Genomic DNA, 15,402 nt, shown 5'->3' on the forward strand with positions numbered 1-15,402 from the left:
GGCATAAAAATATCTCCCCATTTTCTACAAGGCTGGGGAACAGCGAAAGCTGAAAAACAATTAGGTTACGACAAATGAAGGTTTCTAAAGAAAGAAACCTTTTGTCTAGGAATCAATAAAATATGTGTGGAATTGTAGGTGCTGTTGCACAACGTGATATCGCAGAAATTCTGTTAGAAGGTCTTCGTCGTCTTGAATATCGTGGTTATGACTCAGCGGGTATGGCTGTGGTTGATCACGAAGGTCATTTGCAACGCTTACGTGAAGTGGGCAAAGTGCAAATGCTGGCGGAAGAGGCAGAGAAAAACCCAGTATCAGGCGGAACGGGGATTGCACATACTCGTTGGGCGACGCATGGCGTGCCAAGTGAACGTAATGCTCACCCACATACATCGGGTTATATTGCGGTTGTTCACAACGGTATTATTGAAAACTATTTAGAACTCAAAGATGAACTGAAAAAGCTTGGTTATGTCTTTAGTTCAGAAACTGATACTGAAGTGATTGCGCACCTTGTTCATCATGAACAACAAAAAGGCGGCTCGCTGGTGGAAGTGGTTCAACGTGTTATTCCACAATTACGCGGCGCTTACGGCACTGTGGTTATGGATAGCCGTATTCCTGAGTTATTAGTCGCTGCACGCTCTGGTAGCCCATTGGTTATCGGCCTAGGTGTGGGCGAAAACTTCTTAGCGTCTGACCAACTGGCATTGTTACCTGTGACTCGTCGTTTCATTTACCTTGAGGAAGGGGATGTTGCTGAAGTTACTCGCCGTACTGTTCGTATCTTTGATAACAGCGGTGCCCTAGTTGAGCGCGAACAAATTGAATCGAATGTTCAATATGATGCAGGTGATAAAGGCGTGTATCGCCATTACATGCAAAAAGAAATTTATGAACAGCCGATGGCCATTAAAAACACCCTTGAAGGGCGTTTTGATAAAGATAACGGTATCGATTTAAGCGAGTTAGGCCCGAAAGCGAACGAAATTCTCTCCCAAGTTGAACATATCCAAATCGTTGCTTGCGGAACTTCTTACAACGCAGGGATGGTCGCTCGTTACTGGTTTGAATCTTTAGCGGGTATTCCATGCGATGTGGAAATTGCCTCTGAGTATCGTTACCGTAACCCTGCGCATCGCAAAAATAGCTTGATGATCACCCTTTCTCAATCAGGGGAAACGGCGGATACACTGGCTGCGCTGCGTTTATCAAAAGAGTTAGGCTATCTGACCTCATTAGCGGTTTGTAACGTTGCAGGCTCCTCATTGGTGCGTGAATCTGAATTTGCATTGATGACAAAAGCGGGTGCTGAGATTGGTGTGGCATCTACCAAAGCCTTTACGACCCAATTAACCGTTTTACTGATGTTAGTGGCGTATATGGGCCGCTTAAAAGGCGCAAACCCTGAGTTAGAAGAACGTATTTCTCATGCGTTACATGCACTTCCTGCACGTATTGAAAGCATGCTGTCGCAAGATAAAGTTATCGAAGCGTTAGCCGAAGATTTCTCTGACAAACACCATGCCTTATTCTTAGGTCGTGGAGACCAATTCCCTATTGCTGTTGAAGGGGCATTGAAATTAAAAGAGATTTCGTACATTCACGCTGAGGCTTATGCCGCGGGCGAATTAAAACATGGCCCATTAGCGTTAATCGATGCCGATATGCCTGTTATCATCATCGCACCTAACAATGAATTATTGGAAAAACTGAAGTCCAATATTGAAGAAGTGCGCGCACGTGGTGGTTTGTTGTATGTATTTGCTGATCAAGATGCGGGATTTATTGCAAGCGAAAACATGAAAATAGTTTCTCTGCCACATGTTGAAGAGTTGATTGCACCAATTTTCTACACTGTTCCCCTGCAACTGTTGTCTTACCATGTTGCATTAATCAAAGGAACGGACGTTGACCAACCACGTAACTTGGCAAAATCAGTAACGGTTGAGTAATCAGTATCCATTAATTTAGAATTGCGGCTGGTATAACGTCAATGAAGGTATTTCATTGCGTTATATCGGCTTTACTCTCAATAAAAATCTTAATCTAAACTGTAATTTTCAGGTGTTTTCATTTTTTTAGGCACCACCAACTCCTCGCCACGAAAGCACGAAAAATCTTCATAAAATTTCTCACTTGCTATTGAATTTCGTCGGTCTTGATAAGATAAAGTGACTTGATCGGCATCGATTAAATATAATTTATCATTCTTATCTTTCTTCACATTACCCAGCACATAGAAATCATGAAGAATACGCTGGTGAGATTTTATAAAATCAAAGGCTTCTAGCGGTGAAGCATCCGCTCCATTGACAAACTTAGTAATTAATACACGTTGACCAGTATCGGGTAAGCTAGATTCTCTGGAAAAATCATCGCCATTGATTTCATTTAATATACGGGACGTTCTTTTGCAAGTTGCATACTCAGGCACTGACTGATCTGGCTTTTTGGGAACTTTTACAACGTAATTTTCAAAACGATATGCAATTCCATAGCTACCCTCTCCAATTTTTCTTAAATTTTTAATTGAAATATTACCGCGTCTAATTTGAGCTGAAAATCTATCAATCATTTCAATTGGCTTATTCTGTAGTAATTGAGATGGCGTATTGTTGACTGACAATATATGGCATTGTGATTTAGTTAATTCATCACTGATGACTTTATTTTGAGTGATCGGGTGACCTACATATTTTGAGTAAGTAATCGCTATAACCATACTGTTTACCTTATTCATTATAGTGTTAAAAATAAGGTTGAATGTATATAAAATCACCGTTCTGAACTATAACAAAGCGGTGGTATTTAGCTGGTTATATGTGCATTCGTAGGGTATTAATTTTGTGTATACTTAATTTTCTTGATGTGGCTTTGAAACGATAATAGAAAATAATAAAAACCAATATAAGGCGAGCTAGATGGCAGAGATAGAATGGGTTAGTGCGATAGTCATTGCAATCACAATCGGTTTTTGGGCGACAGGGAAACTCCCTGAATATTTGGTGGCGTTACTGTTTCTAGCCGCGGCAGCATGTTTGCATTTAGCGCCGACTAATGTAATTTTTTCAGGATTCACTTCAGAAGCTTTTTGGCTTGTGTTAAGCGGCTTTATCCTTGGTTTTGCGATTAATAAAGTTGGGCTGGCGGAGCGTATTGCTCAACATATCTCAGGGCGATTTACTAATTCATGGTTGAAATTAATTATCGGAGTGGTGATCCTCGCTTATGGGTTGGCTTTTATCATGCCATCGAACATGGGGCGGATTGCACTATTGATGCCTATTGTGATGGCGATTGCGGATAAAGTCGGATTAGAAAGTGGCAGCCGAGGGCGTATAGGGTTAGCGTTAGCCGTCGGGTTTGGTACATTCCAACTTTCAGCCACGATATTACCTGCCAACGTACCGAATTTAGTGATGGCTGGTGCAATAGAAACCACCTACGGGATAAAGCTATCTTATCTAAACTACCTATTTCTCCATATGCCTATTCTGGGGCTAATCAAAGGTCTTTTAGTCGTTCTGTGTATTTATTTCCTATTTCCTGCCAAATTACAGGCGATAGCTGAACAAAAAAAATTACCACCGATGAGCCGTAATGAGAAAAAACTGGGTCTTCTTTTGGCGATAACCTTACTTTTTTGGATTACGGATACCACCCATGGTATTTCCCCTGCATGGGTTGGTTTAGTGGCGGCATGTTTATGTTTGCTACCGAAAGTGGGGTTTGTGACCAATGATGAATTTGTTCAAGCGGTAAATATCCGTACCTGTATTTATGTAGCGGGGATCTTAAGCCTAGCAACATTAGTGAGTTATTCCAATGTCGGAATGGTAGTAGGTACTTACCTTCAAAAATTATTGCCATTGGACCCTAATAGCCCATTTGTGGATTTTGGTAGCTTAGTTGGGTTGACCAGCGGGCTAAACTTTGTCGTAACGGCTAATGGTGTCCCTGCATTATATACACCGTTGGCAGAATCGCTCTCCAGTGCAACTGGGTTACCCATGATTGCCGTATTGATGATACAGGTTATTGGTTATTCAACGCCATTGTTGCCTTATCAGGCATCCCCCATTGTTGTGGCTATGGGGATGGGCAAAGTGCCATTAATGGATGGCGTTAGGTTATGTATTATATTATTTATACTGACTTTCCTTTTGTTAGTTCCTCTGGATTATTTTTGGTTTAGATTGCTGGGCGTGATCCCCTCTTAGTTTCATCAAAAGAGGCGATTTTGTTTTCAACGGTTTTCTTACCATTTTGCGTTAACCAACGGCTCATTATTTTATCGTAATGGGCCTTTTTTATTATCTAAAAAATATAGTTTCTATTTTTTGTTTTTTTTAATATAAAATGAAAAAAACAAGGAAATAAAATATGGAAATTATATTTATTGATGTAATTAATAAAGAGTATGAATCTTTGTGTCAATTATATTGGCAGGTTGAGGAAAATAGTCGTTTTTCATATTCAATGCTTAAATTAGAAGAAAAAACACAGTTAAAAACTAAAGAAATAAAAGCAATCGTTGCTCAAAGCTGTAAAGCTTATTGTTTAAAGCTAAAATGCGTTTCCTGTGGTGAAATAGAACCATTAAAAGATAGAAGTCATTTTAGTCATTTAGATAATTTAGAACATATATGTATTGATTGTATTCGTATTGAAAATGAAAAAGAGCGGTTAGAGAAGGTAGAATACATTGATATGATGAGGCTTTATAAAAAAGAAACCGCTATAAGTATCAATGACCTTTCCTTTGAAAATAGTGTTTTTTTACTTGCACTGATACGCCATAGTGCCGATGAAGACCTAATGTATTTAGAAAACCTTGAAAGTCAGAAGTGTAAAAAACTGACGCCGAGTGATGAATTTGACAGATTTATTATCGAACAACTCTATACAGCAGGTGTACTGGTTATTAGCTCAGTGACTAATTTAGATCGATTGTATATGAATGATGAATATATTAATTTCAATACAATTTTGATGTGCTGGGAGGTTGTTATTGCAGAAACAGATAACTTATCAGTTATTATTGATTTGTTAGAAGATAAGTTATCAAATATGCAGTTTTTAAACGAAAACAAAGAAGAACTCATCATGTTATGTAAAAAGAATAATTTATTTGAGTGCTTTTTTTATCTTAATAATGAAATGTCTGAATATGGCTTTACTTCTTTTCAAATTGGTGAAAAAACGACAAAAAACATTGCTAATTTATTAGAGAGTTTATCTGTTGGGCAAGTTTTTCATATTATCGCTAAGACGGTTGCGGATGCCTTTATCTATCACCAAAAAAAATCGACTAAAATCAATAAGGGGCAAGCCGCGAATTCTGTTGTTGATGCAATGAAAAGAATGCATGAAAGGTACTTTGCAAATGGATGGCAGATATATTCAAAATATCGGCCTCGTGATTATCCTCAATCAGTCATTTGTCAGGTTTTATTTGTGTTTATTCTGCATACGGATGATGGCGGAATTCATAAGCCGTTAAAACAAATAATAATTGAGGATGAAAGAGGTGTTTTTTTGACGCGGTAAATCGTTTATTTTGAAATGGTGAGTCGGCTATTGGTTTCCATAACTGACCCACCAAGATAAAACGTTATTTCAACGTCAATGAAAATATCCCTGTCGCAGGGATTGGCATAAATCGCTGGTACATTTCTTTGCGGGTAGCTTCAGGGTCAATATCGTTAAACAACTCTGGGTGCAACCATTTAGCTAATGACTGAAAGGCGATAATATTTTCGGGTGAATCATAGAAAATATGCCACAAACCATGCACTCGCCCTTGTTCGACCGCGCGCAATTGACCTATCGGCTTGCGCATCGAAATGGCTTTTAAACTCGATTGTGCAGCTTGTTCTGTGGCGGAATAGCCAACAGTGACCCCTGCTTTACCTTCAGGGAAAACCCCTGTAGCCACATAGACATCGGGCTGACTTGCCAAAATAAATTCTGGGTTAAGCTTGCCAATTGCCCCGGGAATAATTTTTTCACCAATTGCGATGCCATCAGCAAGGTTTATCATATCCGTCATGCTGCCTTTCCCCGGTGACCCGCAACATTCTTGCAAGCCGGGAAGATAATCCACAAAAATCGTTGGCTTATTTTTAGTTTCTATATTGGTTGGAATACGCGCAATAATTTCATCCATCTTTTGCTGGTAATAGGCATTAAATTCGTTGGCTTTAGCCTCTTTACCAATAGCTTGACCAAGTATCTTCATACTTAATTGAGTGTGTTTGATTGGGTGCTGACTAAAATCCACGTGAATTACCGCAATTCCAGCTGATTCGAGTAAACGAGCCGCTTCACTGCCAGCGCCGGGGCCATGGCCACCTGTTAAGGGTAAAATGACGAGATCAGGTTGCAGGGCTAAGGCTTTTTCGATACTGAATGTATCTTCTGAGCCACCGCCAACAGTTGGAATATCATCAATGTGTTTAAACACCGCCTTGTAAGCGGCATAACCTTGCACATCTAAATCACGAAAATCCCCTTGCCACCCAACGATGCGTTGAAATGGCGCCTCTTTTTCTAAGATGGAAAGTGGGTAAATCATCCGTCCTTCCCCCAGCAAAATGCGTTGAACGTGGTCAGGGACTTGCACTTGTCGGCCGGTAATATCGGTCACGGTAACTGCTTGGCTGTAGATGGAAAATGAAAAGAGACCGAATGAGAGTAAAGAACGTAATAATTTCATTGTTTTATCCTGTTATCAGATAGCGCAAAAGAGCGCCGTTTTTTCCACCAAATCACCACGCCACTGATGTACAAGAAGGGTAATAAAAAGCCGGAAAAAAACACAATAAGCAGCCCAAAGAAACCCAGTCCAATTTCGCTATGGAGAGTTGAAACCAAACCTTTGATTTCTTGGGCTGAAATTAATGAAGTGAATAAATTGGGGCGAGCTAGCAGCACACCGCTGAAGGCAATAATAAAAAGTGGGAGAGTAAAATAGATAGCAAAGAAATAGTGCCATTGGCGCCATTTTGCCCCATTTTTTAGGCCTTTTTTCCAATGCACTAACATGGAAAACACATTTTTCCTTGGCCACCATAATAGGGCACCACTCACTATTGATACGATCAACACCACGCCACAAGTCAATACCAACCAGCTTCCTATGTCAGGAGGTAATAGCAGCAAACGATGTAATGAAACCACTTTGGCAAAGAGTAAATCATCAAAAATAACAAACCCTTTTGCATCGGCATTGATTGGGTCAATAAAGGCGATGCCCAGTTTATTCGATGGGGTAACAGAGCCAAACACCATCGCATTCGTTGCAGGAATAAAGCCACTGTTCGGTGGTGCAACTCCCATTACTTTATTGAGCTGTGGATAGCTATTTGTCGCTTGCTGTCGCCAAATGTCTGACGACAGCAATGTCCCTTGTGTATGCGGCGTGGCATACAACACCTGTTGGCCAATTTCCCATTCTAAAATGGGTTTCTTCAGTAATAGCAGCGACCCAGAAATGCCTAAAATAGCAATGAAAAAACCGATCACTAAACCGAGCCATAAATGGATTTTTAGCCAATATTGACGTGAAGAATGCTTAGCCATCACGATCACCAGCGGTACCGTAATGAGGCAATCACGGTTCTATCAAAGCCAACAGAACATCCACCCATTGAACAACTGGTATAGTATTGTTTATTGGTAATATTGTTGACGTTTACACCCACTCGCCAGTTATTCAAGTTGGCATTGATCCCACCTAAATCATAATGTGCAGCAGCATCAAACAGGGTATTTGATGGGTTCGAAATAGTGTCATCATTATTCACAGGGGATGAACCTGTATAACGAACACCCGCACCAAGCCCTAAGCCTTGTAACTGCCCGCTTTGCAAGGTGTAATCTGCCCATGCTGACGCGGTGTGCTCAGGTAACCCTGTAGGGCGTTTACCTTTTTCTGAGGCATTGTTAGTTTTGGTGTTTTCCAATTGGTTATAGGTATACGCAGCGGTTAAATTTAGGCCATCAAATGGCGAGTAAACACCTTGTAATTCAACGCCTCTTGAGCGAACTTCCCCTGTTTGTAAGCTATTTAAATTATTTTTAGGATCGGCGGTGAGCATGTTTTGTTGCTTCAATTCAAACACCGCTAAAGTGAGATTGGTGTTGCTGCCTTCTGGCTGATATTTCAGCCCAGCTTCCATTTGTTTGGCAGTAATCGGCTTATAGTTATTGCCATAAAAGTTCACCCCGAGTTGCGGGTTAAATGACGTGGAATAGCTTACATAGGGAGCTAATCCAAAGTCAGTGACATACATAGCGGCGGTGCGGTAGGTAAATTTACTGTCCCGCTGTTCGGTAGATGTTTCACTCTTTCGATTGCGTGTTTTGCTATTCGACCAATCTTCTCTCCCGCTTAAAACCAAGATCACGCCGTTATCAAATTTCGCTTGCTGCTGTGCATAAACGCCCACTTGGTCGCTAGTTTGTAGCGTGTTTGACATCATATTATTGACAGGGCCGTAATCACCGCCGTAGCTCGGGTTATAAATATCGATTGAGCTCGCCTTTCCGGTCATCAAAATATAGTCTTCGCGAGTATGACGATAATCCACACCTGCAAGTGAGGTCATTTCGACGTTATCTACCCACCAGTTAGCCTGTAAGTTGTTGTCTAAACTCAGCACATCGCCTTTAATGCGAAAATGGTAAGCCACACGGTTTAAGGTTTTCATATCGGGAGAAAGGTACATTCCCTGCGCAATATTCGTATTTAAATCGGTATGGCTAAAACGTGCGCCTGAGTGAGCCGAAAAGGTTTCGTTAAAATCGGTATCTAATTGATAACCCAGAGAAGCTTGTGTTCTGTCATTTTTTAACCCTGGCTCATCGAGGAAAACATTGGGGTTTACCTTGCCATTGGGATTTGGTAATAAAGTGCCGTTTAAGGGTAAGAAAGGACGCGGAGCACCAAACTTATCATGGCTGTAATCGGCTAATACGGTAAATGCTGCATTGTCATTCGGTAACCATGTAAAGGCAGGGGCGATATAGACTTTATCGTCTTTGATGTGTTTGATTTGCGTATCACTTTTACGTACTAGCCCCGTTAGACGATAAAAGTATTTTTCGCTGCCATCAATTGGGCCACTAAAGTCCCCTTGTAGTTGGCGGCGGTCAAAGTTACCACCTTGTACTTCAATTTCATGAAGAGGCTGATACAAAGGCCGCTTAGTGATTTGGTTAACGATCCCACCTGGCGAGTTTTGTCCGTATAAAACGGACGAAGGACCACGAATGACATCAACGCGCTCTAAGCCATAAGGTTCTACTTTAGGCCATGCCTGCGCGGTGGTGCTGCGTAAGCCATCTCTTAACATTCCCGTGCTGGATGCATTAAAACCACGGATATTTAAGCTATCAAAGCGCGATGATGCTGCGCCGTTGGTTTGTAACACACCAGAGGTATAGCGCAGCGCTTCACCCACAGATTGCGCATTGTGAGCGCTCATTTCGTCGCGTGTGACAACACTGATGGCTTGTGGTGTTTCAATTAACGCGGTATTGGTTTTTGTTGCGCTAGTACTGCGAGTTGCCACATATCCCTCTACTTTTCCTGTTGGGGATTGTATAGGGGAGACGGTGACAATAATTTTTTCGTGTTTGGCTTGATTGTTTTCTTTTGAATAGGCAGCAGACGAAAAAATTAATGAAATAACAGTAAGATAAATAGATGAGTACGGATAATTTTTCATTGAGACGCGAACCCTAGCAAGAAAGATAAAACGAGAATGTATCTCATTTACACTTTTTCGCTATTCACGTCGCTTTGGGTATTCAGACTATTTGTTTATGAATATAAACATCTTATTGATTGGATTGATTAATAATCAACACAATGTTTTAGGTGAAAATCCAAATCGTTTACGAAAGGCTGTTGAAAGGTGTGCTGGGGAATAACCCACTTTCCATGCAATTGTCGAAACTTGTTCTGCACCGGTTGATAATAGACGATAAGCCAACTGGAGGCGTTGTTCTTGAATAAATGGTGCAATGGAAGAGCCAAACAGCTGTTTAAATCCAAAATTGAGTTTACGAATGTTGAGCCCGGATAGTCGGCTAAGTTGGTACAAACTTGGCGGTTGTGCTAAATCGGCTAAAATCAACGCTTTGGCTTCATTGAGTTTGCTTATGTCATGGCTGCTAAGTTTTGGATGATGAATAGATTGGTGGCTTTGTTGGATATGTTCAAATGAATGAGCACAAAGTTCGAGTACTTTACCTGTTAAATACATGTTTCCAAGTGCGCCACTGAGAGGGCAGTTCAGTATTTGATTTCCTAATGCAGTGAGGACATTACCTGCGTGTTTAGAAAGTAATTGGGGCCCTTGATGTTTTGCAGCGAGTAGCAACTCAGGTTGTTTAATGTGAAAGGAATCGAGTAAGTGTTCAGATAAGCACACGGAGACATAACGCACGTCATCCGCTTGTAAAAAGCGTTGCTGGCTTTCTTGCTCGTGTTGGTTTACAATCACGCATAATGATGCGCCCGACAACGAAACCGTTTTTTTATTATCAGGTTGGCATTCAAGTTCGCCATTCATCATTAAGATGAGTTTTACCCCTTTCCATAAAGGCTCACTGACCCATTTCCCTGCTTCTGGGGTCATTTTTCCCCGCAAAAAAAATGACCCTGTATCAGGTAATAGTGCCGTTATCTGGTTATTATCCATGCCTTATCACCTTGTTGATTTCACTGTGTCAGAGCTTTTATTTGAGGATATTATTTCACCTGTTCATTTTTTTCAATTTTATCATGGTATTTCACAGGTATTCTCATCGAGAATACCTGTGAAACAATCTTACTTACTCGGTAACAGGTCTTCTATTTCAGAATAATAGAGCGGTTTTTTTTCGTTAGCGCCAAGTGGCTTTTCAATAAATATATTTTTATAGACTTTTTGTATATTTAGTGTCCCTAATGAGGGATAACGTTTTAATTCAGTAGGCTGCGCTATAAGGTCGGCATCAATCACATATTTTTTCCCATTGTCATCCACTTTGACATTGCCATTGGAACCATAATCAAAAATGATAAGACCTTTTTGTTTAACAAAATTATAAGCATCATCATCAATAATATTTTTTCCAGAAACATACCTTGAAATTAAAATATCTTTTCCATTATCCAAAGTTATGGCTCTTGAAAAATTAATATTTTTATTTAATTTATTGAGTAAAGAGGAACAACGATTTACATCACTTTGCGGATTTATTTCATAGATATCATAAAAAGGAACTTTAATCACAAAATTTCCAACTCGATAGGCTGTTCCATAAAAACCATGACCTAGACAATTGGTACTATCAAGGTATAACGTTGAGGGTTTTCCTTTAGTTGCCGTGTTCAGGAAACCTTGATGGATATAGCCTCTATTATCTTTTGTTATATATTGAATATTTTCTTCTTTTATTCTTCTAACGAAAGAGTCGATAGTTTTAATATCTTCTAGTTTGGTTCTATTTATGGAGGTAATTGGTTTTTGTTTTTCAATTTTTTTGGTGATTTTACTTTCTTTTGATGGAAGGTAAGGAATATTTACATTGAATTTATACTGTTTTTTACAGCTATAATCTTTAATTTTCACGTTATCATTATTTGAATTTATACTTTTTATATAATCAACAATAAAATTTTTATTAGTCTTCTTTGGTTGGTAATCATAACGAAGGTTTGTGGTAACAGGGGGAATGATTGGTCTCATAATAATCTCCTTTTTAATATGTTACTTAATAATATTGAATTAGGAGATTATTAATTTAAAAAAAGGATAGTATTAGTGATTTTTCAATAAACTTTCCATATCACTAAATATAGATTGCCATTCACTATCATCGATTTCCATTAACCCCATATAGCGCAACATAAAAGCCCCTTCAGTTGCTAAAAATACCATGCGGGCTAATTTTCCTCTTTCTGTTGATGTGTCGAGGTTTGCGATGCGTTCCCGATACCAAATACGCGTGCTTTCGAGGTATTCAGGGGTTTGCAATAGCGAAGCCATCAATGAAGCGCCTTTTGCCATGGCGATTTTATCGTGCTGGTGGGTGGCTTGCATATGCGCCAAAACTTGCCCTTCTGGGGAGTTATCTTGTTCAACGGCTTGATTAAAAATCGTATCGTAGGACTGGCCCCATCGCTCAAACATCGCATCAATTAAGGCATCTTTGTTGCCAAAACAGTATTGGACGCCCCCTTTTGAGATACCCATTGCTTTTGCAACGGCATCAATCGTCAGAGCCGCAGCACCTTGATGAATAACAATATCTTCAGCAGCATCAAGCAGCTTTTCTCTGTCGATAGTTCGTTGACGTCCCATTTAGGAAAACCTCTTTTCAATACGTACGTATGGATTTATATTATAGCACGATCACCAATAAATGATGATCAAATAGACTCATTGAGAGAATGTTATGTTGACCGATTATAAGCGCTGGATAGTGCTTCTATTAGTTTCAAGTGTGTTGTTTCTTATCGTTATTGATGTCACGGTGCTTTATACCGCATTACCTAAATTAACGCACGATTTAGGGGCGACATCATCCGAAAAACTGTGGATTATGAATGCGTACCCGCTGGTGGTGGCTGGCCTATTACCCGCGGCTGGGATGTTGAGTGACAAAGTTGGCCATAAGCGGATGTTTCTATTGGGGCTGCCATTATTTGGTATCGCTTCTTTGTGTGCGGCATTTTCACCCACAGCAACCAGCTTAATTTTATCACGAGGTTTCCTTGCCGTTGGTGCGGCGGTGAGTATGCCTGCGACACTTGCCATTGTTAGGCACGTTTTTTTAGACCCAAAAGAAAGGGCGCTGGCAATTGGGATATGGTCTGCTGTCGCATCAGGCGGCGCGGCAATTGGCCCTTTAGTTGGCGGAATTTTACTTAACCACTTTTGGTGGGGGTCAGTTTTTCTGATAAATGTCCCTGTCGTATTATTAGTTATCCCTTTTGCGTATTTCCTGATCCCACAATGTGGTGGGAAAAGTCATAAAAAAATCGATATTTTAGGTTCAGTTTTAGTGCTAGTTGGCTTAATTGGTTCAATTTACGCATTAAAAGAGCTCGGTAAACCTTATATCGATTGGATGCATGTAGTGATTTCAGGGGCGATTGGGGTTTTCTTTTTGGTGGCATTTAAACGCCGGCAGATAGCGTCTGAATCACCAATGATTGATTTTGCCTTGTTAAAACAACCGAAATTTAGTGCGGGCATTATGATGGCGATTTTATCTATCGTGGTCATTGTTGGTGTTGAGTTATTGCTTAGCCAACGTTTGCAGCTTGTTTTAGGTTATAGCCCATTTGTCGCGGCGTTGTATATCATCCCTATTCCATTGGCTTCTGTGATAGCAGCACCATTGGCGGGTATGTATTTGCATAAATTTGGTGAGGTAAAACTAACCCTTTTTGGCTTTATTTGTACGTTAGTTGGTGTTGCCGGTTTAACGATGGTCTATCAAACCTCGACAGGAATATTGTTACTTTCATTCCTCTTTTTGATTGGTTTTGGTTTGGGCGCCATTTTTACAACGGCTTCCACGACGGTGATGTTAAACGCGCCAGATGAAAAAGCGGGGATGGCAGCCTCAATCGAAGAAATTGCCTATGAAATTGGCAGCGTACTTGGCGTCACTTTTATGGGTGGGTTGATGAGCGCGATTTATACGTTAAAGCTCTCTCTACCAGAAGGTATAACGGTTAGCGATAAAGCCTATGACAGCATTGATGAGGCATTATTAGTCGCGGAAAAATTACCACAAGATAAAGCTAATTTATTAGTTAATCAGGCAAATATTGCTTTTGACCATGCATTTTTAGCGGTCATGGTCGCAACGATATTTGTTTTGTTAATCAGCATTATCGTTTTGCCTGCTTTCTTGCGGTCAAAAAAGACGTCATCAGTTTATTAGAAAGAGGGAGCAATTAGCTCCCTTTTTTTACTTCACTTTACGGATCAAAAAGATAGCTAATAATGGACTAAGAGCGAATAACGCAAACAGCCAAATTGAGGCTTGTTGTGCGCCTACAATTCCTCCTGGATTCATTAACCCGCTATTGTTCACGACCACGCCAACCAAAGCAGCAGAAAGGGCTGTCGCATACAGTTGGATTGTAATAATGGATGAAGATGCTAAGTTTTCTTCACCTTCTGGAGCTGCATTAAAAACACGTAGAACAAGGTGAGGCCAGCAAACGCCTATCCCAAGGCCGACCCCCATCATTGCGACTAAATACACAATAAATAGCGGTAATGACTCGATAAGCTGCTGATTATGGGTTAAAACGGCTAACACAATCAGAGAGACAAATATGATGACCGGACCGGTTCGGATTATCTTCAGAACAATTGCCCCTGTTTTATTGGCGCTAAATAGTGCACCAATAGTCCAGCCTGCCGCCATGATTGCGGTTAAATACCCAGCAGACAGTGGTGAGAAGTGATGGATTGTTTGTAAGAAATAAGGCACATAGATTTCAGTTGTCATGCCGCCAACAAGCAAACACATGGTTAAGAAAATGACGCCAAGTGGGCTTTTCAGCGAATAACTGCCTGTGGGTAAAAGCCGTTTTCCATTTTTACCATCTAAACGTGCCATCGTAACTAGCAAGGCAATACCAATAATTAAACCGATAATATTTATCAACAGCTTATCGGACAGGCTACCAATGGAAATGGCGAGCACTGAAATGACCAATAATGAAATTGCCAAGAACGGTATCTTGTTATTTTGTGGTGTTTGAGATTGTTTTTTAGGTAATTGGTTAATCACAATAACGGAAAGAAATACCGCAACAGGAAGTAACGCCCAAAATGCCCAGCGCCAGTGACCGCCTTGTGCGAAAATTCCCCCAATAGCTGGGCCGCATAATGTGGCGATTCCCCACATTCCAGACACAACGCCCATGGCTCGAGACCATAAATTTTCGGTAAAGACGATGCGGATTAAGGCATAACTGAGCGCAAATAAAATCCCCCCGCCGAGCCCTTGCAATGCACGTCCTCCCAATAACACCAACATTGAGGGGGAGGTTGCACACCAAATGGAGCCTAGTGAAAAGAGGGTGAGGGCGATTAAATACGCCAACTTGGGCCCAAAGCTATTGAGTACTTTGCTTGAAAGCGCAGATCCGACAATTGAGGTGGCTACAAATAAGGTCGTATTCCATGCATAATATTCGAGACCACCAATATCATTAACGACACTGGGTAAGATTGTGGTGACGATATAAATATTGATAGCATGTAAGGCAACGCCCCCGGTAAGGGCGATAGTCAGTAATGCATTGGTACCGCTGAGTAAATCAGCCCACTTAGCCTGTGGTAAGGTCGATGTTTCATTGCTCATAAAGAGACC

The 15,402-nt window shown here is 40.6% G+C and carries 12 protein-coding genes; 4 read left to right on the plus strand and 8 right to left on the minus strand.

All coding sequences use genetic code 11. The features are described 5' to 3' along the window. Positions 1–122 precede the first annotated feature (122 nt). Positions 123–1,955, plus strand: a complete 1,833-nt coding sequence (glmS, locus tag AC4IFT_RS11230) for a glutamine--fructose-6-phosphate transaminase (isomerizing) (protein ID WP_490751352.1) — start codon at positions 123–125, stop codon at positions 1,953–1,955. 89 nt (positions 1,956–2,044) lie between these two features. On the opposite strand, the gene AC4IFT_RS11235 is transcribed toward glmS, so the two are convergent. Continuing rightward, positions 2,045–2,725: a hypothetical protein gene (locus AC4IFT_RS11235; protein ID WP_490735452.1), complete on the minus strand. Its 681-nt coding sequence runs from the start codon at positions 2,723–2,725 to the stop codon at positions 2,045–2,047. A 199-nt stretch (positions 2,726–2,924) separates the two neighbouring features. On the opposite strand from AC4IFT_RS11235, the gene AC4IFT_RS11240 reads away from it, so the two are divergent. Together AC4IFT_RS11240 and AC4IFT_RS11245 are read left to right on the plus strand one after the other, a co-directional pair. After that, positions 2,925–4,223: an SLC13 family permease gene (locus AC4IFT_RS11240; RefSeq protein WP_273804116.1), complete on the plus strand. Its 1,299-nt coding sequence runs from the start codon at positions 2,925–2,927 to the stop codon at positions 4,221–4,223. A 163-nt stretch (positions 4,224–4,386) separates the two neighbouring features. Beyond that, a complete protein-coding gene (locus tag AC4IFT_RS11245) occupies positions 4,387–5,553 on the plus strand; it encodes a hypothetical protein (protein WP_490751353.1) in 1,167 nt (388 codons plus the stop codon). Positions 5,554–5,617: 64 nt separating this feature from the next. On the opposite strand, the gene AC4IFT_RS11250 is transcribed toward AC4IFT_RS11245, so the two are convergent. The 6 genes from AC4IFT_RS11250 to AC4IFT_RS11275 form a co-directional block, all read right to left on the minus strand. Next, positions 5,618–6,721: an ABC transporter substrate-binding protein gene (locus tag AC4IFT_RS11250; protein ID WP_490751354.1), complete on the minus strand. Its 1,104-nt coding sequence runs from the start codon at positions 6,719–6,721 to the stop codon at positions 5,618–5,620. After that, the gene (locus AC4IFT_RS11255) at positions 6,718–7,587 is read right to left on the minus strand and encodes a PepSY domain-containing protein (protein WP_490735444.1); all 870 of its coding nucleotides are present in this window, start codon (positions 7,585–7,587) and stop codon (positions 6,718–6,720) included. Before AC4IFT_RS11255 ends, AC4IFT_RS11250 begins: the two co-directional genes overlap by 4 nt. Before the next feature lie 5 nt (positions 7,588–7,592). Beyond that, positions 7,593–9,737 (minus strand): TonB-dependent siderophore receptor, encoded by a 2,145-nt coding sequence (locus tag AC4IFT_RS11260; RefSeq protein WP_490751355.1) that lies wholly within the window; start codon positions 9,735–9,737, stop codon positions 7,593–7,595. A 135-nt stretch (positions 9,738–9,872) separates the two neighbouring features. Beyond that, complete coding sequence (locus AC4IFT_RS11265; protein WP_490751356.1) at positions 9,873–10,715, minus strand: helix-turn-helix domain-containing protein; 843 nt, start codon at positions 10,713–10,715, stop codon at positions 9,873–9,875. 129 nt (positions 10,716–10,844) lie between these two features. Next, positions 10,845–11,747, minus strand: coding sequence for a hypothetical protein (locus AC4IFT_RS11270; RefSeq protein ID WP_490751357.1), 903 nt, complete (start codon positions 11,745–11,747; stop codon positions 10,845–10,847). A 72-nt stretch (positions 11,748–11,819) separates the two neighbouring features. Then, positions 11,820–12,362: a TetR/AcrR family transcriptional regulator gene (locus AC4IFT_RS11275; RefSeq protein ID WP_490751358.1), complete on the minus strand. Its 543-nt coding sequence runs from the start codon at positions 12,360–12,362 to the stop codon at positions 11,820–11,822. A gap of 94 nt (positions 12,363–12,456) precedes the next feature. On the opposite strand from AC4IFT_RS11275, the gene AC4IFT_RS11280 reads away from it, so the two are divergent. Then, positions 12,457–13,956, plus strand: coding sequence for an MFS transporter (locus AC4IFT_RS11280; protein WP_490735434.1), 1,500 nt, complete (start codon positions 12,457–12,459; stop codon positions 13,954–13,956). A 27-nt stretch (positions 13,957–13,983) separates the two neighbouring features. Here AC4IFT_RS11280 and AC4IFT_RS11285 read toward each other — a convergent pair whose 3' ends face one another. After that, positions 13,984–15,393 carry an MFS transporter gene (locus AC4IFT_RS11285; RefSeq protein ID WP_490735432.1) on the minus strand — a complete coding sequence of 470 codons (1,410 nt, stop codon included), beginning with the start codon at positions 15,391–15,393 and terminating at the stop codon, positions 13,984–13,986. Between the last annotated feature and the right edge of the window lie 9 nt (positions 15,394–15,402).

Source organism: Providencia sp. UF-183 (assembly GCF_058246155.1).